The organism is Alkalihalobacterium sp. TH-98 (assembly GCF_057473385.1).
Genome location: NZ_JBYCKM010000053.1, coordinates 1 through 21,172 on the forward strand (window position 1 = coordinate 1; position 21,172 = coordinate 21,172).

General features: G+C 36.5%; 11 protein-coding genes. 2 read left to right on the forward strand and 9 right to left on the reverse strand.

Annotated elements, in window-relative coordinates; translation table 11 throughout:
- From AC2VNP_RS20380 to brxC, 6 genes are all read right to left on the reverse strand, one after another.
- Positions 1-496, reverse strand: a 496-nt coding sequence (locus tag AC2VNP_RS20380) for a hypothetical protein (protein WP_486919081.1), incomplete at its 3' end; no start/stop codon positions are given.
- A gap of 228 nt (positions 497-724) precedes the next feature.
- Complete coding sequence (locus AC2VNP_RS20385; protein WP_486919082.1) at positions 725-1,015, reverse strand: hypothetical protein; 291 nt, start codon at positions 1,013-1,015, stop codon at positions 725-727.
- A gap of 252 nt (positions 1,016-1,267) precedes the next feature.
- Complete coding sequence (locus AC2VNP_RS20390; RefSeq protein WP_486919084.1) at positions 1,268-3,925, reverse strand: PAS domain S-box protein; 2,658 nt, start codon at positions 3,923-3,925, stop codon at positions 1,268-1,270.
- A 242-nt stretch (positions 3,926-4,167) separates the two neighbouring features.
- Positions 4,168-7,746, reverse strand: a complete 3,579-nt coding sequence (gene pglX / locus AC2VNP_RS20395) for a BREX-1 system adenine-specific DNA-methyltransferase PglX (RefSeq protein ID WP_486919086.1) — start codon at positions 7,744-7,746, stop codon at positions 4,168-4,170.
- A 469-nt stretch (positions 7,747-8,215) separates the two neighbouring features.
- Positions 8,216-11,734 (reverse strand): BREX-1 system adenine-specific DNA-methyltransferase PglX, encoded by a 3,519-nt coding sequence (pglX, locus tag AC2VNP_RS20400; RefSeq protein WP_486919087.1) that lies wholly within the window; start codon positions 11,732-11,734, stop codon positions 8,216-8,218.
- Between the two features lie 15 nt (positions 11,735-11,749).
- On the reverse strand, positions 11,750-15,316 hold the full coding sequence (gene brxC, locus AC2VNP_RS20405; RefSeq protein ID WP_486919088.1) for a BREX system P-loop protein BrxC: 3,567 nt from the start codon (positions 15,314-15,316) through the stop codon (positions 11,750-11,752).
- Positions 15,317-15,472: 156 nt separating this feature from the next.
- Between brxC and AC2VNP_RS20410 the strand changes: the two genes are divergently transcribed.
- A complete protein-coding gene (locus AC2VNP_RS20410) occupies positions 15,473-16,774 on the forward strand; it encodes an MEDS domain-containing protein (protein ID WP_486919089.1) in 1,302 nt (433 codons plus the stop codon).
- A gap of 113 nt (positions 16,775-16,887) precedes the next feature.
- Here the strand turns inward: AC2VNP_RS20410 and AC2VNP_RS20415 are convergent, their stop codons facing one another.
- From AC2VNP_RS20415 to AC2VNP_RS20425, 3 genes are all read right to left on the reverse strand, one after another.
- Positions 16,888-18,303: an MATE family efflux transporter gene (locus AC2VNP_RS20415; protein ID WP_486919091.1), complete on the reverse strand. Its 1,416-nt coding sequence runs from the start codon at positions 18,301-18,303 to the stop codon at positions 16,888-16,890.
- A gap of 37 nt (positions 18,304-18,340) precedes the next feature.
- Entirely contained in the window at positions 18,341-18,769 is a 429-nt protein-coding gene (locus AC2VNP_RS20420) for a MarR family winged helix-turn-helix transcriptional regulator (protein WP_486919092.1), read from the reverse strand.
- A gap of 656 nt (positions 18,770-19,425) precedes the next feature.
- Entirely contained in the window at positions 19,426-20,178 is a 753-nt protein-coding gene (locus tag AC2VNP_RS20425) for a Cof-type HAD-IIB family hydrolase (protein WP_486919094.1), read from the reverse strand.
- A 258-nt stretch (positions 20,179-20,436) separates the two neighbouring features.
- On the opposite strand from AC2VNP_RS20425, the gene AC2VNP_RS20430 reads away from it, so the two are divergent.
- Positions 20,437-21,117 (forward strand): hypothetical protein, encoded by a 681-nt coding sequence (locus AC2VNP_RS20430; RefSeq protein ID WP_486919095.1) that lies wholly within the window; start codon positions 20,437-20,439, stop codon positions 21,115-21,117.
- Positions 21,118-21,172 lie beyond the last annotated feature (55 nt).

Below are 21,172 nucleotides of genomic sequence, written 5' to 3' on the forward strand. Positions count from 1 at the left end.
CTTCGGCTTCCGCATCCGCATCGGCGTCAGCATCGGCTTCGGCTTCCGCATCGGCGTCGGCGTCAGCATCCGCTTCGGCTTCCGCATCCGCTTCGGCATCCGCTTCTGCATTAGCATCCGCATCGGCATCCGCTTCAGCATCAGCGTCGGCTTCGGCATCGGCTTCGGCGTTGGCTTCCGCATTAGCGTCAGCATCGGCAATAGCAGTGGCTTCATTGTTAATGTCAGATCCGCCGCCAATTGTTCCAACACCTAAATCTGATACACCTAAAGAATCGAAATCGCTATCTACACCTACCTCTATATAACTATTAATAAGATCCTCTAAGTGTTGCAATTTCGAGAGTATCTTCTCTCTTCTTTTCCTAACATTAATATGATTGCGGTTTAAACTTCTCTGTTCTAATTGATCTAGCTTAGCAAGAAGTTTTTCTCGCCTTTCATTAAGTCTGTCTACCCTCATACCATCTCTGGAATTTTCATCATGGTTACTCAATAATTACTCCTCCTTTTTCTAAATGTAGTAGCATTATAGTTTTTAAAAAATTAATTGTTCTAGGTGAAACCCTCAAATTAAAGGTTTTAACTAAAAAAAAAGTTAAATTGGTATTAATAACTACAGACTCGTATCCTCAAGAACTGTAAGCATCTTAAAACAGAACAAAAAAAGACCTCAGTTCATATAACGAGGCCTTTTATTAATCTTATAATTCTACTGTCCTTTTTACTGTAAGTTAGTTTCTTGTTTTTCTTCTTCAACCACTTCTTCTTCATTTTTTGCTGCATCTGCTTTCTTTTGAGTACGTGCTTCTGCACGATTTAAACGTCTTCCAATTTTTTCAATTTTCTCTAATAGCTTTTCTTTTGTATTCTCATTTTCCTCAGCTTCAGCTTGTAACTGTTCTAATCTTTGCTGAAGCTCTTCTCTTTCCTTTTCAACATTATCCAATAATACCAATTGTTCTAATAGTTCTTCCTGTCTTTGTTTTCTTCGCATTACCTTTCTTTCGCCCAAGTTCCTAACCTCCTTTCGCAGATAATAGCATTATAGATAATTGTAAATTATTGGTTCTAGGCAATTACCTTATTTTTTATTGTTTTTCTCTATGTAGTTATCTACTAATCATCTGAATACAATGTACATTTACCTTTTAAAACTAAAATTAATGAGTTAATAAAAAATTTAGAGAACAAAAAAAAAGACCAACCGTTTGGGTAATCTACTGATTGATCTTTACTAAAGTCTATTTGCAGTTTTATTATATTTCTAGTCTTCCTTATATATCGGCAAATGAATGACAATCGTTGTTCCTTCTCCAACTTCACTGTCAATTTCTATTAATCCTTTATGCTCTTCAATAATTTTAAAGCAAACCATAAGTCCTAGTCCTGTGCCATGATCTTTACTTGAGTAAAACGGCTCACCTAGTCTTTTAATTTTTTCTTTTGGAATGCCACATCCTTGATCCGTAACTTCTATTTTTACGTATGGATCACTGTTGTTCATTTTAATTTTTAGTTTACCACCTGTTGGCATAGACTCTATCGCATTTTTCAAGATGTTAATTAATACCTGTTTAATTTTATGTTCATTACAAATGATGGTATCTATACTTGGATCAATTTCACATTCGATTTCGATTTGATATAATAGTGCTTCTGTATCAATGATAGCCAATGTGTTTTTTAAAATTTGTACGGGGTCTTTTTCTAAAAATAGATTAGCTTGTGGTTTAGCTAATGATAAAAATTCGGTAACAATTACTTCAATTCGCTCTAATTCAGATAACATTAAATCAGCATATTCTTTTTGGATACGGTCACTAAAAAGCTGAATAAACCCTTTTATAGATGTGAGTGGATTTCGTATTTCATGTGCTACCGCAGCTGACAGCTGACCAATGACAGATAGTTTATCCGACCTTTTTAAAAGTTCATCTGTTCTTTTCCGGTCACTAATATCTCTTGAAACTGATGTAAAGCCAATTAAATTACCCGTACCATCTCGTAATGGTGAATACGTAATACTGACGTCAATAATGGAACCATCTTTCTTTTTTCTTTTTGTCTCTATGCCGATAATATCTTTACCAGCTTTTATTTTCTCAATAATTTGGTTCATTTCTTCCCGTTGTTCGTCTGGAAGAACGGGATATTTCTTTCCAATAATTTCTTCGAGCTTCCAACCATAAATACTTTCGATCGCTGGGTTGACATGTAGGACCTTCCCGTCTAATGACAATGTTCCAATACAATCAGCACTATGATAGATTAAAGATTCCAAAAATTCCTTCGTTTGCTTGAGTTTTTCTTGTGATTTTACTTTTTCTGTTATATCTTCTACAATCCCATACACACCGATCACGTTTTCCTTGACAATAATCGGTACGTTTGTAACTTTTAAATACACATTTCTACCTGTTTTATGTCTTATCGTCGTTTCAAATTCTTGTGAAATCCCTGTAAGTGATTGATTGAAATACGCCTTTGCTCTTTCTACATCACTTTGATTTACAAATTGATAGGTGTTCTCCTTAATTTCCGTAAACTCATACCCTAAAATTTGTTCGAGTGAACGATTGCAGCTCGTCATTTTTCCATTTAAGTCCATAATACAAATACCGTTCGGATTATGATCAAACAACGATTTAAATTGTTGTTCGTTCCTCTCTAACAGTCGTTCGGTTTTCTTTCGTTCTGTTATATCGCGCCCAATAACAACGATTCCCTTATTTAGTATGTGGTCCTCACTTATAAGAGGTACTTTAATGATATCGTATACTAACTCATCCCCATTCGTTTGCGGGAATTTTAGCTCTCTTCTTACAGGTGAATTAAGCTCCAGTACTAACTGGTCGGTTTCTTCTACTTGAGAAAGGAAATATTGATATTGTTGATATAAAGGCTTCGTTTCGTCACCTGCTTGACTAAATTGAAAAGTTGGAAGTTTTTCTTTTGCCGTCTGATTTCCCTCAAGCCAGCGACCTTTCTCATTTTTAAATACGATTAAATCAGGAATAATGTCCATTACAAACTTAAATCGTTTTTCCGTTTCATGGAGTAATCTTTTTTCCCCTTCTTTTCTTTCAATAGCTAATCCTACTAACTTAGCACACATCTCAATCATTTCTAATTCTAGTCCTGTTGGGACGGATGAATATGGATGGTAGATAGCAAAAGCCCCCACCACTTCCTCATCAATAAAAATAGGAATAGACCAGCAGGAGTGAAGTCCGTAACTTACGGTGTGGGTGCGAAATCCCTCCCATAATGGGTCTGTTAAAATGTCTTGCGTTATGATAGGTTCTTTTCGTAGCATCGCTGTTCCACAAGAACCTTTTTCTCCAATTTTCTCACCATAGAACCGCGCAATAAACTCGTGTGGAAGATTAGGTGCAACGATCTTACTAATCTTTTTATCTTGATTTATAAGTAAAATGGACGAATAAGCTTTTCTAACAAAATAGCCTTCAACCATCGTGGATAAACGCTGCAGGATATTATGCAATGACTCACGTTTAACGATCATATTGAGAACAGTTTGATTTAGCTCTAATAATAAATCACGCTGCTTTTGCTTCGTAATATCTTCTAACGTGATAAGTATAAGGTTTGCTTCATTTTCGGAAAAAGAACGACAATGCAATTTCAGCCATTGTTTATGTAAAGTTTTTATTTCAATCAACCGAGAAGAATGCTTCATCTCATGTATTTGATTAGTCAAATGATGAATAACTTCATAATAACTTTGTTGAATTAAATCATAAAAGGAAGCGCTTACTACACTATTTCCATTATTTAATATATCATTTGCTAAGTCATTTGCAACCGCTATACTACCATCAACCGTGATTGCAATGATTGGTATTGGACTATGGTTACAAAAATAAGTAATGTTTTCATACGAACTTTCTAGTTGCTCCATAAACAGTTTCCTCCATTTCCTCAGTCTTCATCACTCTATATAAACTCCAATAAATTACAGAACATTTATTCTATTTTATTATAAAATGATTTCCTATTAAACTCCAAAATTATATTCTAGTAGTATTTTCTTAAAGCATATAATTTTAATAAGACCTATACCCCATTCTCAAAAAATGAAACCAGGTACCAGGTACCTTTACCCTATTGCAGTGATAAAGGTACCTGGTACCTCGACCATGATTATTTTATGTTTGCCAATACGGTCATCTTCTTTAGTTGTTGGTTTTCACTTTGTGCGATTTTAATGTTTTGGAATTTTGCATAGTTTACTTTAATGCCATCATCTAAATTTAGCGTAATTTTTTGACTTGCAAGATGTGCAATGACTTGATCATATTGTTGGCATTCTATGATTTGCTTTTCGATGTCGGCTAGCTTCTTTTGGGCTTCCGCTTTTTCCCCAGTGGAAACACCACCGGACCGAATGAACGTACCGAGTCGGTCTATTTCTGCTTCATATTTTCGTTGAAGTGAGTGTAAGTAACCGGTTCGAACCTTAGAGGCCAATTCTTCATCATAACGATGAATATAAACGAGCGCTTTAAATCCATTATGTTTTCCACTATCAAACAACCAATAGATCGGCCGCTTTTTATAGGCTTGTACGTGGTCCTTAAAGAAATCTTTTATAAAATATCTGCGAATTGCTTGTCTAGGAGACTCGTTTGATTTCTTTTTTAAGGCTTCTGCAATAAATAGGAGGTTTTCGTCTAAGTGCTCCTCCCCAAATCCTACTTTTACAAATTCAACAAATTTTGTCACAATATCATCATCAAAATATTTGTCATCAGTTATTGGCAGTACATTTTCTTCAACTGCAGCAAAGGTTCGATATCGTGAGGCAACGAATGTTCCCCCAGCAAATACAATTCCCTCTTCATCAAGCGAGTAGCGCCCAAACATGCATCCAACAGCGAACGAAATAAACGATTTGACATCTCTTTCTACATTAGAAGTTGTTAAAACGATATCGTCATTATTCATTTCGGCAGTCACTTGTCCTTCTAAACCATATACTTTAAGAAACGTCTTATTTAATTGTTCTTCACACGTCTTTAAACAGCTAAATTGTTCATTTGTAAAAATCGTCCAGCGATTAAATGTTTCTCTAACCGTACTCGCTTTACAACTATCGTCTAAAAATGGATGACGACTAAAGTTCCAAGACAACTCATGTAAATTCCAGTCTTGTCTTGAAATGTCGACACACGTTGAGGTTAATTCGTTGATTATCTGTAGATCCTCTTCATTCGGTAACAAAATTGGCAATGATTTAATTGTCCCTACTTCGAAGTTAATTGTCGTACTAATCGCGCTCAACAACGTCTCGTTCACTTTTGAATTCAACAAGGAAAGAAAATAATAATTATAAGGCTCTAAATCAAAAATCGAACAGCCTGCAACATCAAAGATAAAACCGTTTTTAATATAGCGTGCAGAAAATTTCCCAGATGTTACTTTCGACCATGTGATCGACTCTTTAAAAAAGTAATCGATATTCTTAACCGTACGAGAATAGCTATTATATAGGGAAGCTGCATACTCCTTAATTTCACGACCATTATTTTCCCAGTTCACGACATATTCTTCATTTCCATACCATTTGCGATATTTACCGCCTTTGTTATAAGGAAACCATTTCTTAAGAGAAAATGCCGCTTCCTCGTTATTTTCTATATTGAACCCAATCGTTTCTAATGGAACTTCAAACCAATGCCGTAGATACTTATCATTATGAGAAGTTGCCATACCTTGTCTTGGGCTCGCTATTTCTCCTAAACTTTTCCCTTCTTTAAAAGTCGTTCGAATTTTTTCATCTATCCAGTATGTAATCGGTTGCCCAGGTAGAGAGTGAAATTTGTTCATGGAGGCCACATTCATTTTTTCTTCGTTCGGAAAAACGGCAGGTGCACCATTGTCACCGAGATCAGCCAATTCTATTTTACAGTAGACTCCTTTATATGAATCTAGTCTTGATTTTCTCCAAACCGTAGCTGAAGTCCCAAAGGCAATGCCCATTACCATATTGTCTAAATGACTCAATGTGACAATGTGACTTTCTGTTTGTAATTCGTTCCGAAATTTTTCAAAAGAAGATAAGAACATCCATGATTGCATGGTTACCATTGCATTGTAACCGTTCGCACGCAAAAATTTCATTCCGCGGGCGACGAAGATCGAAAATAGATCATATTTTGCATGAGGATATTGTTTTTCTAATGTTTTTGCCATTGGAGTGTTCATGTTGCGGACCCCCATATACGGCGGATTGGTTACGACTACATCATATAGCCTGCTTAAAAATTTCGCTTGCTGAATTAAACCAGGAAAGGCTTGAAGGATGAAGTTGCGATCATCTGCTTTCGATAAACTATTCGTATTATCATGATCGATCTCATGTAATCGTTGTTCATACGCTTCAAAATCTAGTTCATAAACTTTTAAGATTGATCCATACTCTTTTGCATCCTTAAATGTCTTGATTAAATATTCTATTTCTTCTCGTGTAATGCGCGTTGTCAATTCAGGGTTATCCGTTTCAAGAAAATAATCGACCACTTCTTTTCGCATGCCGTTCGTTTCTTGAATGGAACAGAGGTTGAGCTTTACTCGACTGCTAAATAACCGGCGATGATAGCTTCTTGCCTTCATCATCAAGGCAAAATACGCTAATTGAGCAGCACGATCATCAATGTCAATCCCATACAAGTTTTTCTCTAATATAAGTTTTGGGATAACCCGCGGTGAATACCCCGCTTTCACATAAATTTTATATAATACATCAAAGGCATAAACGAGAACGTGACCCGAACCCATGCAAGGGTCTAACACTTTTATATCTTCGGGGTGTAATGACGGATTTTTAAATACTTCAAGTTGCTGTTGAACTGACACATCTTGTTCGACCTCATCTAAAAAGTACGACCAATTGTTTTTCAATTCATCATTTGGATGGTTTTCGAGCCAGAGCCGTCCTAGTGAATTTTCAACTAGATATTGCACAATCCACTTAGGGGTAAAAAGTTGTGTGGCCGCGGGGATATTTTCTTTCGTAATTTTTTCATTTTTCTTTAAACGGGCAAATACATCGTCTTTCTTCTCCGATATGTAAAATTGATACAACCATCCGATGATCTCAACTTGGTCTTTCCAATCCTCTTCAGGTATCGATGAAATCAGTAGTCGGATGATTGAATGCTCTTGTAACAAATTCATAGGTAATAAAATCTCAGTAGAATCACTAATCCTCTCAAACATGAGCGGTAAGATCGTATGTAAAGCGTTGCACTGCTTAATCAATAAATACTTATATAAGGCTTCGGTATTCTTGGTGTCGTGCAGTCGAAAAATGGTTTCTTGATCTAGCTCTAGATTAAGATCATCAAGGTCTAGTGCAGCGGTTAGAATGTCCGGCTCCATTTTTTGCGCTTGATCCGAAGATAGTACACGGACTCCTGTTGGTAAATAATTATTCACTTCCATAAAACGTAATGCGATAATACGATTAAACCACGTGTACGCTACTTCTTCGATTACATGATCAAAGCCTTTTTCTTGGACCTTTGTAACAAGGTTTTGACGCTGCTTTAACTCATCAGACTGAGATAAATAATTTCGGAAACGAAACCCGCTTTGAAAAACGTCATGTTCTTTAATTTCCGTTCGTGTGATGCCTAATTCATACGCTCTTTGTTCAATATCAGCCATGAGTTGCCCTCTTGCTCGTACAGCAAACTTCCGAAGTGCAGCTAGATTCATAATAATCCTATCCTCCATTCATGACTGAATGTATTTGGGTTCCTACAAGACCATTCTTATTCGTGAAAAACTAGGAATGATTCTACAAATTAGTCGTCTACGGATCTGTAACTCTATTAGTGATGATTGTAAGGAAGAAGAGGTCCTAAGATGTCTTTCAATACGCATTGCTAAGTAATTTTACTTATAGTTCATAAACTGAAACTTTTTCAGTGGGGATCCTTCTTCCCCACTGAAAATTAGTTGAACCAATCGGGTTGTTACTAAGGCCACCTTAGTCTGTGTTCAATCGTCTCCCCTTCGTCTTTTTTGCCTCCTCAAAGACTTGAAGTGGGAGTCTGAGCACCTGTTAAACGGGGATAGAATTCACTTTCGCTCCAAAGCCTCCTAATCCCTGCTTATCTTACTGATTATTAAACACTTTATCTTCTTTCATTCTAATACTTCCGCACCCGTGACAAGATCTGCCCTATAAATTTACGTCAGCTAATACGTTCATTTTTTTCTCAGGCTTTTTTTCTGCTGCTTGAAAGACCTTAATGTTCTGGAATTGCATATAATTTTTCTTAACCCCAGCTGATAAATCAATCATCATACATTTAGTTGCGATGTGAGCAAGGACTTGATCATAGTGTTGTGTTTCGATAAGTTGCTTTTCAATGGTGTCAATTCTTCTGTTCGTTATGGTTTTCTCACGAGCTGAAATATCTTCACTTAAAAAGTTGTTCAATTGCTCCAACTCTGCTTCGTACTTTCGTTGTAACAGATGAAGGTACTCGGTACGGACGCGCGCGGCAAGCCCCTCATCATATCGGTGCATATAAATGAGTGCCTTAAATCCATTTTGTTTACCGCTGTCAAATTGCCAATAGATCGGACGTTTTTTATACAATTGTACATGGTCCTTATAGAAGTCTTTAATAAAGTATCGTCGAATGGCTTGTCTGGAGGACTCTGTTCCTTTTTTATTAAGAGCATCCGCTATCCATTCGAGGTTTTGTTCGAGTTTCTCTTCGCCAAACGTTACACTAAGAAAATCTACAAAACGTATGACGATATCATCAACAAAATACTCATCGTCTGTGATTGGAATAACGTTATCTTTATCCGCATTAAATGTTTCATAATGGCTCGGGTTGAATGTTCCCCCTCCAAAAACAAGGCCGTCTTCATCGAGTGAGTATCTTCCGAACATACAACCGACTGCATAGGAGATGAAAGATTTTACATCCCGTTCGCGCTCAGCAACCCGAATGGAAAGTTCATCTTCCTTTACTGCTGGAGAATATTCCCCTTCTAGACGATACAACTGAATGAATATTTCGTTTAGCTTTTCTTCGTTTGCTTTTAAGTGTTCAAATTGTACAGTCGTATAATTTCTCCAGTTTGTAAATGTTTCTTCAAGCGTACCTTGATTGTGCTGTAAAAATGGATGTTTTTTAAAATCAACTGAGGTCTCAAAAGAATCCCAATCTTCTTTTGCCATTTCGATGTTTTCTGTGACGATTGCTATTACTTGTTCCTTCACATCATTAGGTGGACTGACAAACGGAATGCGTACCACGTCGTTTAATTTAACGTGCAGGCCTGAATTTAATAATTTAAATACTTCATTTGCAACAACGGAATTTAACAGCCCTAGTAGATAGAGTCGATCCCCTTCATGCTCAACTAACAAGGCGGGTCCTGCCATATCAAAATGAGTATTGCTTGAAAGTACTCGCGCATTAAACGCACGTGTCGTTAAATCCGTATAGGTAATTCCATCTTTAAACCAATATTCTTGGTTTAATAAGTTTGACGTCGGATTATCCCGGTAAAATGTCTTTGCTTCATCTGACCAATCAATAATAGTCTCTAAGTTCCCATACCATTTTCTTAACCTTCCACCTTTTGCATATAAAAACCAACGCTTGTTCATCTCTTCATGATTAACTTCCCATGCAAACCGTAAAAAACGTTCATTGTTCGCCGTTTTGTTTCCTGAGCCAGCTTTGTCTATAACCGTTTCAATCGACGGGTACACTTTGAAATTTTCAAGCATTGTTTGACTTGTCCAATAAGCAAATGGATGCTTTGGAATTCCTTTGAATTGATTGATTTTTTTAATAAACCAATTTTCTGTATTCATCATTTGCTGTTCTTTTTCTTGGGTGCCAAACGAAACGAGATTAATAAAGCAACTAGTAAAATCTTCAATTGGTGTATTGCGAGTGATATACGATGTTGTTTGAACGACCTCCCCGCCGATTTCCTCAAACGCGCGTGCACCGAGATGGACCATGGAAACGATCGATTGAGTTTCCATTAAAAACGATCGAACTCGTTCGTATCTGCTTAAGAACATCCAGGAATGTTGATTAATTGTCGCAATATAACTTGCAGGTTTTCCTAATTCGTGCATCTGCTTCATAAAAACAGTGAAAAGATCATTGGAGGATTCTTTGTAATGCTCTTCAATGTATTTTTTAAGAACAGGATTCATATTTCCTATACCCATATAAGGAGGATTTGTAATAACGATATCATATTTCATTGTTAGTAATTTGGCCTGCTGAAGCAACGGCGGAATAGTTGCTAAAATGACATCACGATATTGTGATTCAAACAAATTAATTGAATCATTCGTGCGGATGTCTTCTAGTCGTTGCTCGACTGCAGCAAATTGAAGATTTTCTAGTTTTAATATTGAACCATATTCTTTTGCATCATGGAAGCTAGCGATGAAATGGTTTAAGTCAATTTGAACTGTTGCATCGACTTCAACATTGGTTGCGTCTATAAAGTAGTCAACTGCATCTATTGGAATTGCATTACTTTCTTGGATGGAGCATACGTTCACTTGAATTGAGTCTCTAAATAAGCGTCGGTTATAGCTCCTTGCTTTCATCATGAGCGCAAAATAGGCAAGCTGTGCAGCACGGTCATCAATGTCCAATCCATACAAATTGTTTTCCAGGATTAACTTTGGAATTTCACGAGGAGAATAACCAGCTTTTGCATAAATATCATAAAGAACATCAAAGGCGTACACAAGAATATGCCCTGAACCCATACAAGGATCTAACACCTTAATTTCTTCAGTCTTTAAATCGGAATGTTTCAAGCTGTCCAATTGAGCTTGAGCTTGAGCGTCTTGTGCAATTTCTTCTATATAATAGTTCCAGTTTGCTTTCAATTCTTCGTTTGGATAGGTTTCTAACCATAAACGCCCAACGGAGTTTTCAACCATGTATTGCACGATCCATTTGGGTGTAAAAAGCTGTGTAGCTGCAGGGATATTTTCTTTCGTGACCTTTTGTTTTTTCTTCAATCCAGCAAAAACTTCATCTTTCTTTTCAGAGATGTAAAATTGATACAGCCAACCGATGATTTCAACTTGCTCTTTCCAATCTTCTTCTGGAATTAAAGTGACGAGAAGTTGGAGGACTGAATTCTCCTGTAATAAATTGTGGGGCAATAACAATTCGGTATAGTCGTTAATTCTTTCAAACATAACCGGTAATATCGTATGTAGTGCGTTGCATTGCTTAATGAGTAAGTATTTAAACAGCCCTTCTCTGTCGTTAGAATCTTGAAAACGGTACACCCTATTAAGGTTAATGTCTAAATCGATGTTTTGTGCTTCTGCTAAAATATCTGGCTCTGATTTCCAGGGCTGTTCTGAGGAAAGTACTCTAACCCCTGTTGGCAAGTAGTCATTCACTTCCATAAAACGAAGGGCTATCAATCGGTTAAACCACGTATAAGCGACCTCTTCAATAATTTGCTCGTAGCCTTTTTCTTTTATTTTCTCAATAAGCTCTTCTCGTTGTTTTAGTTCAAAAGAGGGAAAAATTCTTTGATTGACGCGGAAGCCCCCTTCACAGACTTCCGCTTCTTTAAACTCGCTTGGAGTTATTCCCAGTTCATACGCTTTTTGTTCGATATCAATAACCAGCTGCGTTCGGGCTTGGACAGCGAATTTTCGAATAGCAGATTTATTCATGTAATTCTCCTTCTATTAAATTAAACGAATGATCGTATCTTCTTTTAATTCTTTTTTGAGGCGCTCACGCATCTGGTCAAGCAGATTGTCAATTTCTTGTTCATTTTCGATCGTTGTTGATTCCCGTAACAGACTCGCCATGCTTACATTTAGAGTCGTTTTCGGTTTAAATTCCAACTTCGGTTCCACCGGTTTTACTTTGGTTACAGATGGTACTGTCGGTATAATTCGTTTTTCTTGTGACTGTCTCAGTTCCGCTTCTTTTGCATGGATTTCATTAAATGAACGTAGCTTTAATCGATCACTTTCTTCTTTCATGGCAATGGCTTCATAAAAGGTGTTCACAGTTTCTAACCGGTGTGTTAAATCATCAAAGCGCTCTTTGACGATCGGTAAAAACTCGTTTTTAAATGGCTTTGTAGAAAGTTCTTTCATGACTTTTTCATAATCAGCCTTAATCACTTTGCGCACAGGACGACATTCTATTTCTAATAACTCGGTGAACTTATCAACAAACCGTTTGATTAAAACCGGTAATTGGTAAATGTTGGCGTAAGGGTTTGCTTGCTGAACAATTTTTTTCATGTCCCTAATTGCTTTTATGATCTCCTCGTCCATAACGTACGATCGGTTTTTCTCAAAAGTCTCAATTTTTTCAAGTGCATCGTCAAAAATCGATTGTTGTTCTTCAAAGAAATGTTTTATATCTTTTCTATCATCGACATAATCTAAAATATCTTCTTTTAATTGATAGGCCGCTTTATACCAGGTGAGCGTGTCAGGAATAGCTAGTAGTTCATTAAATGTCATCGCTGCTTCTAGCAATAGGTCTTTTCCTGGATAAAGCTTTTTATCATACCGATCTACATATATTTTAATAACTGTTTTGAGCTCTTTTTCTACTACTGAATTAAAATAACCTCGTAATCGCTCTTCATCTGCAGGCGGCGCAGCCACACCTGTTAACTCTTTATAAAGGTCTTTAATATTGTTTATATATTTCGACGGTGTTTTCTCTCGTTCTTTTATGAACGTTTGCTCAATGTAATCCCGTTTTGTTAAATAATTTAGAAATTCTTTATCTTCTAGCTCAATATGCTGTTTGTTTAAAAGTAAATTAATTTTTTGTGATTTAAACAACTTAATAACAGAAGCAACGATATCATATTTATGCCAACCGTACGGAATGGTGGAGAAAAACGTTAAAACACTCTTCATTGTAATTGGAATATTTCTTTGGCTGTTTCGACTAATATAAGCATTTAGTTCAGCTAGTGCCAGCTTATTAGGGTCTTCTTCAATCAAACACCGTTCGTTAGTTCTATTTAATAATGGGGATAAATCTTTTTCTGAGTCTGTATGTTGTCGGAATTGGTTAAGCTTATGATATAGAGACTCAATCAGGACTTTGATCGCTTCATTCATTCGCGCTTCAGGTTTTTTTGATTTTACTTTTAACGCCTGATTGTTTACATAAAGGTCCGCCTCTTTCAGTCCTTCAATTAATAGTGTTTTTACTCGTTTCTTTCTATCAGTTGACTCTGTTCTTTTCCTCAACCTAATCTCGTCAACAGTCGATGTAAATGTCGTTCCGCCTGCTTTTCTTAAATAAGAGTCTATCTTTTTCGCTTGTTCCATTTCTTCAATCAACGTTGTATCTTGTGGAAGTTTAATAATTAAATTATTTTCTCGCTGTGACATTGATTTAAGTTCAGCTTCGTGAAGTGGGTTTATTCCTTCAAAATACGGAGTAATGACCTTCACACCAAACGGATGTCCTTGTTGATGTATGGCGAGATCATCAATATATGTATTAAACGGAAAGTGATAACGAGTTGAATAACGAAACTTTTTTTTGTTATAGATATCTTCAAAGATGAAGAGCCCAATATCACGAATCGTTTCAGCAAAATCAATATGTATACTTTTAATTTCACGATTGACAACTTGTTCATCACTCGTAAGGAAAATGTACTCTTCACCGTTTTTCTGTACTAATGTTTCGCGAATGAGTCGTTGCAGGGAACTTTGAATCGTTTTCATTATCTCGACTTTATCTTCATCAATATGTTTTACAAGCAACGTTGTGATGTTATCGAGATTGGCTGGAATTTCTTTTACATATTTTAATAAAAACAAGAGTTTAAGGACTTCAACATCTTTATCAGTTAATCGATTGGTTTGTTCTGCTTGAATAATCACTGAGCGGATACTCTCCTCAAGGAACGCTTCAATCGTTTCGTAAAAAGCAGAAAACGGGACGAGTGTACCTACTTCATCGGAAGCATGAGCAATTGCAGACTCCTGAAAAGCACCTAGTAAGGAGCGTTCTCCTTCAGATAAGCTTTTTCCTGCAGCACCGTGAACACGGACACCAGTGAACACTTTTTGTAGTAAGTGAACTTGGTAAGGTATGAATGGGTACACATCAATAAAATCGTTTTCATCTGCGAACGATTTCATTTCAGGTACTTCTTTAAACGTAATTAAATTATTAATAACCGATCGCTTATTCGGATATAACAATTGTAAAGTTTGCTTCGCTGTATCATTTTTTTCCAATAATCGTTTACGAATGACTTCATCAACATTTGCGCTTGATAAACTAAGTCTTGTATTAAATCGACCTTGAATTTTAGAGAAGTCATCGCCTTTTTCTTTTGTAATTGAGTCTATTTCTTGTTGGCTCGTTACTAACACCCAACATTTCCCGGCACAATAAATCCCTAATTGTTCCACTATGGTCTGCAGGTTCAACATGAGTTGGGTGTCGTTGCCTATGTATTGTCCCATTTCATCAACGAGAAACAATACATGATGATTGTTAACTTGACTTTCTATATATTCATTAACCCGCTGGGCGAATTTTTCAATACTTAAACTATAATTGTCTTCAGCTTTTTTATACCAATTCCGTGCTGCCTCTTCACTCATTTTTGTCGTTTTAGCTAACGCTTGAACAATCGCCTCTTCTTCATAGTACAGATTTTCACGAGATTGTTCCCATGTCGCTCCTGCAATCGACTTGAATGTGAGCTTAAAAACCTCATATACATTTTCTTTTACTAATTGTCGCTCTAAATCGGCAATCCACGGAAGAGAACCACAAAAACCTTGCATCTCATTAAATGCTTTATTAAATACTCGTAAAATAGAGTCCTTATTTAATTGGGAGTCAGAGTCCGACTTGGCATCAATGTTAAAAAGGATCACATCAGTCGTGACTGTCGAAACGTCTTTCATGTTTTCTAGGATTGCTGTGTCTTGAATTTTTTCTTCAAAAAAAGATAATGCTTTTTTATTTTTTATTTCTTTATTAGCTAAAAGATACGATAAAATTTTTAGAAAGTGCGATTTACCTGAACCGAAAAAACCCGAAATCCAAACACCCATTTTATCGGTATGGCCAAATACTCCTTTTTTGTATGCCTTAAAAAAGTATTCAAAGTGATCAGATAACTCATTTGTAATAACATATTCATCCAACTCTTGATATACGTTTAATTCATCATCTTGACCGACTTTAACCACACCTTTTATATCCCGGTCAATCGGCTTTTGAAACATATCTTTAATGTGCATAATGCATCCACCTCGCCCTTTCATTTTACACTTATTCATAATGTCGGTAAATGCAAAAGGAAGTTTCTTGTCGAAAGATGCAATAATAGTCTATTAAACCAAAAATTGTTATAGCAAGATAAAAATGATATGATTAATAGGATAAAGGAGGTTATCATGTCTATAGCTACCAAAACCATAGCACTTACGGAAAGTATTCATGTGAATGAAGGCTCACACATTCTCTATTTTTACCAATCGGAAGAACTCTATTTAGAAAATCTCGTATCATTTATCTTCAGTGCTATTCAATTAAATCAACACGCAATTGTCATTGAAACACCAGCCCGATTTGAATCCGCAATACATAAGTTATCTGAACAATTAAGCGAAGAAGAGTTTAAACCTTATCTCCACTATGTTAATAACTATGAATTTTATCAAAAATACCAAGATTTTCGTTTTGATAGAGTATTGGAAAACTTTAAGACTACAGTCCAACCGTTTGTTAATGAAAATCTATGCGCGCGGGTTTGGGGGCTCGTGGAATGGAAGGATCAACCGAATATTTTAGAAAAACTACATACATATGAATGCGAATGTGACCTGACTGTAAGTGAAATCGGATATATGACGGTCTGTTGTTATGACGGCAATTCTGTCCCTTCCTATATTCTTACAGAAATGATGAAAAGCCACCCGTACTTCATGACGGATAATGAGATTGTAAAATCATCGCTATATCAACGAAATGAGCAAACAGTGTTTCCTTCATTAGCGACACAACGGGAGATTGAATCTGAACTAGACTTCTATAAGCAAAAGTTAGATTTTATTCATGTCGTAGCTCATGAAGTCCGCAATCCACTAACAGTCATTAAGTCATTTGCTACTATATTAAAAACCGAATTACATGATCCAGATGTCCAAGCTAGATTAAGTTTAATTGAAGATTATTCTGTAGCAATTGACCACGAAATTCACCATATTATCCAAACGGAACAAATGTTAACGAGTGATACGTTTTGGAAAATGAAACTCATAAAAGTACAACCGCTGTTAGAAGAAGTATATGAAATTATGATGGTTAAAGCGCGAACACAAAACATTAACATTAAGTCAGACTTGCGTGTACCTAGTAATACAATCATTCACGGGAATAATATGGGTTTTAAATTAATCATTTCTAATCTATTAAGTAATGCAATTAAATACAGCTTTGAGGACAGCACGATTTACCTAAATAGTTTTATTAAAGACAACAAACTCGTGATTGATATAATTGATCAAGGCATTGGGATTTCATCTGATAACTTGAATAAGCTCTTTCAAAAGTATCATAAATTAAATGAAGAAGAAACTGGTCAAGGGATCGGTTTGTTTATGGTGTATAAACTCGTCAACCATTTTAAAGGTGAAATCTCAGTAGAAAGTGAAGTAAATAAAGGAACTTCATTCCGACTTCAATTCCCTGTTTAGAAAGTTTCCAGTTTAATAGTTTTCTATTTTTTCACCCAGAAATGATGATGTATCATTAACCAAAAACGGATAAGACATAAATTTGTCTTATCCGTTCTTTGAGATTAATATGCTTAATTACTTGATTGGGTCGCCTCGTTGTATCCAACCGCCTCTTGTTGACTGCTCACGTCACTGCTACTTTCGTTGGAAAGAAACGTTTCACGATGACGATACAGTAGATAGCCAGCTAATAAGAATGAGAAGAAGTCAGCAATCGGAAATGCTAACCAAACCCCAGTTGTCCCGATAAAGTGTGGCAAAATTAAAACAAGTGGAATTAGAAATAGAAATTGTCGCGATAAAGATAAAATTAACGCGAGCTTTGCTTTACCCAGTGCTTGGTATAGACCACTGCTGATAATTTGAATTCCAATTAAAAACACGGCAGCAAACATCACTCTCATAGATTCTGCTCCTGCTTCAATAACAGCTGGATCTGAAGTAAATACTGACATTAGGTACGATGGGAACAACATGACAATAAGAAATACAGCAACCGACATAATTGTCGTGATCTTCAGACTTAACAAGACGGTTTCGCGCAGACGCGAAAAATTCCTGGCTCCATAGTTGTAACCGACAATCGGCTGCATTCCTTGCATAATTCCTGCCATTGGCATAAAGGACATCATAATAATACGCTGAATAATTCCGAATACCCCAACGTAGAATTCACCACCAAAACGAATAAGCATCGCATTGATTGCTATCATCATAACGCTTCCTGCTGCCTGTTGAACAAAGGCAGGAAGGCCAACGAGCGTAATTTCCTTTACAAGTGCAAATTTTAATTTAAAATCAGCTATCGTTAACGATAAAGTACTCTTACCGGAAACAAAATATTGAATAACCATAGCACTTGTAACTACTTGAGAAATGACAGTTGCATACGCCGCCCCACGAACTCCCATGTTCAATCCAAAAATAAAAACGGCATCCAGAATGATATTAAGAACCGAAGGAATGATCATCGCCATCATCGCAAACCGAGCATTGCCTTCTGAACGAATAATACTATTTGTTGCAAACCCAAATGTAAAAAACAATGTCGCTAATAAAATCGGAAACATGTAATCAAGGGCATACGGCAAGATATCAGGTGTGGCTCCAAATAAAATGAGAACGGGTTCTAAAAAGGTAAAGGCCCCGACAAACCCTATAACACTAAGTAATAGAATTAGTGTTAAGACATTCCCAAACACTTTATTCGCCTCTTTTTCCTTTCTCTCGCCCAACCTTCGCGAAATAACAGAGGCACCACCGATCCCCATTGCTGCTGAAATGGCCATCATTAGCATCATGAGCGGGAATGAGATCGTTACCCCCGCGACTGCTGAGATCCCAACACCATATGATATAAAGATCGTATCAATGACATTGTATAGTGCCATAACGACCATACCGATAATAGCCGGAACTGATAACCTTTTTAGTAATTTCGGAATTGGTTCTGTACCGAGACGTTCACTTTGGAATTTTTGATTCATGTTGTTTGAACCTTCTTTCTATATAACTAGTAACGTATTACTTTTGTAAATTTAGTGCTAATTTTTTTAACCAAATAATAAGGATCTTCTGTTCTTCTTTAGAAAGGCCGTTGGTTAGCTCTTCCTCTAGTCGACCAATGTCGTTCCATAGCGTTTCTTCTAGAACTCTACCTTTTTCAGTTAGAATAATGGTTTTACTTCTCCGGTCACTTTCGGTATCTTTTTTCTCAATGAGCTCTTTTTTTAACATCGATTCAATAATTCCATTCATCGTCGGTGCTTTAATCAATAAATTTTTTTGGAGCTCAGACTGAAGGAGGTCACCGTGGGCATGAAGTAAATAAATCACTTTTGCTTGAGCTACTGTTAAGCCATATTCGCTTAACTTCTCATTGTATAAATTTTGGAGAAGGTGTCCTACAACACCAATGTGGTAACCTACCCTCTCATCAATATTCCGTTCCAATTTTTATTAGCCTCCTAACTAATTCTATTCCATAATTTTAAATAAATTTGCAGTTTTTCGCAATATTCTTGTGTTAGTTTGTTTTAAAAACATTAGCGTCCTAACTTTTCGTTCTAAGAAATAATGATGGAATTAATTCAAACAGCTGATTAAAAACCGGTACTTTGAAGGATTTACTAAAAGAAAAAAAGCCTTCCCCGTGCACGTAACGGGTTCAGCTTTTTGGGGAAATTGCTATTAAAGTTCAAGTCGTATACTAATAGCATAGCATTTAACAAGAAATGATCACCAAAGATTGTACGCCAAAACGCACTTAAATGTCTACGCCCTCGCATGTTAAAGAGAAATGACTCTAAAATAGAAACTTAGAACGTAATCAATTTGGCGGACACACAGGACCTTATTTAGTTAAACCCTTCATTTTATAAGTGTTCGCGGACTGAGAGGACCTTATTTGTAGTATTTTTTGTTCCAAAGGCTGTTTTTATAGTTAATAAGGGTATCTGAGTCCGCTAAATCGTAGAAAACAGAGTTTTGTCACAAATAACGGCTCTGGAGTCCGTTCCCACTCTAATCCTCTTCTGGAACAAACCTGTTCCTTGAAAGATAAGTCTTTAAATACATGTTTCTTTTAAACAAGTGTAAAAGTTCAAAATTTATAATGCCCATTTTCGTATGGCGACCGCAACTCCGTCTTCTATATTGGAAGCGGTGACCCAATCAGCAGACTCTTTGACGAAAGGCTGAGCATTTCCCATTGCAACACCAATCCCGGCTTCTTTAATCATGGCTAGGTCATTGAGACTATCACCCATTGCCATGACATTATCCATGGTAATGCCAAGTCGTTCACACACTTTTTCAATTGCCCTTGCTTTATTCACACCAGCCGCATTAATTTCAAGGTTCGTCGGACTTGAATTACTAATTTCAAGTTCTTCGTTTTGCTTTAACTCGTTTAATATCACTTCTCTCACTTGGTCGTCTTTTATATCAAATCCAAATTTCATCCATTCTTGCGACGAAAAATCTTCAGGAAATTGCTCGCGCCAGACGTTACCGACTGATGCAGCCCAACAAAGTGTATTATGTTTTTGTTTTAATTTGTACATATGCTCAACAAACGAAAAGTCCAGTAACTGTCTCTCAATGAGATTTCCCTTCTCGTCCCAAATTTCACTCCCATTAACTGTTATCAGGTAAGAGCTAAGGGACAGTGAATTGACAAGGTCATCGCAGGTCATTCTCGTTCGACCTGTACTAATGACAACGTGGATCCCTTTTTGTTCCGCGTCTCTAATGGCTTTCCGATTTTGCTCAGAAATCTCATGTTGCTTATTTAAAAGGGTTCCGTCCATATCAATTGCAATTAATTTAATATCTTTGTTGCTGATGTTAGAGTTTCCCATTTGTTCTCTCCTCTATCTTATTTTCTTTAGTTTGATGCCCTTTTAACGTGTTTATATGTACTGTTGCAGAAAAAGATGGAATAAAGAAGCATCTATATTCACAACTTTATTGTAACAAATATAGTAGTGAAGAAACATGAATGTGAACATGGAATTATTTACTGTAAAGGTTTCGTACGGGGATTTTGTTATTTTGGGGTAAGATAATAAAAACACGCTAGCCAGTTTAATGATTTGTTGTGATGTAGGAGGATAACAATGAGAAGGTTATTGCCAGGTTCGATATTAACTTACAGCCAATATGGTCATGTGAAAATCCCTAAAGAGGTGAAATGCAAATGTCCAGATTGTAGTAAAACAACTCGCTTCTCACTTAAAGCGGATTACCAGGCAAATCGAACGGGATTGTTTTCAAAAGGAAATTGTCCAGAATGCAAATCAAGCTCGTCTTTTGTAATTATGCTCTCAGATTATTTGGATAAATCGAACGGGGAAGCGGAAGTGTATATTTACGATCCTAAAACAACATTTGCTGAAGTAGAAAATCACACGCACATCCCAGAAGATTTGATTCGTGCCTATCGTTCTGCGCTAAATGTACATCAGTCTAAAGACCCCTCTGCGACAGCGGTACTATCAAAACGTGTTCTTGAAAGTGTCGTAAAAAGCTTCCTAGGTGATAAGGTCAAAGGACAATCTTTATCGGAGCAGTTGGAACACTTACCGAAGCATCTTGATTTAAATAAACCAATTACATCATTAACAAGCCTTATTCATCCGGAAAGCCACTTTCATCAAATTTTAGAATTAGAACGAGACTTGGATGAAGATATGGCTAGGTTGTTAATTGAGTTACTAGAAGGGATCATTGAATATTTATATATTCTCCCGTCAAAAATTGAAACAACACATGATCGTATACAGCAACAACTCCACTAGTTCAATTACTCCTTTACATATAGCAGTTGCCCTTTATACAAAGGGCGACTTCTTT

Coding starts and splice junctions, on each gene's coding strand:
- AC2VNP_RS20390 (WP_486919084.1), bottom strand. CDS start 3,925: ATGGAGCAACTAGAAAGTTCGTATGAAAACATTACTTATTTTTGTAAC.
- pglX (WP_486919086.1), bottom strand. CDS start 7,746: ATGAATCTAGCTGCACTTCGGAAGTTTGCTGTACGAGCAAGAGGGCAA.
- pglX (WP_486919087.1), bottom strand. CDS start 11,734: ATGAATAAATCTGCTATTCGAAAATTCGCTGTCCAAGCCCGAACGCAG.
- brxC (WP_486919088.1), bottom strand. CDS start 15,316: ATGCACATTAAAGATATGTTTCAAAAGCCGATTGACCGGGATATAAAA.
- AC2VNP_RS20410 (WP_486919089.1), top strand. CDS start 15,473: ATGTCTATAGCTACCAAAACCATAGCACTTACGGAAAGTATTCATGTG.
- AC2VNP_RS20415 (WP_486919091.1), bottom strand. CDS start 18,303: ATGAATCAAAAATTCCAAAGTGAACGTCTCGGTACAGAACCAATTCCG.
- AC2VNP_RS20425 (WP_486919094.1), bottom strand. CDS start 20,178: ATGGGAAACTCTAACATCAGCAACAAAGATATTAAATTAATTGCAATT.
- AC2VNP_RS20430 (WP_486919095.1), top strand. CDS start 20,437: ATGAGAAGGTTATTGCCAGGTTCGATATTAACTTACAGCCAATATGGT.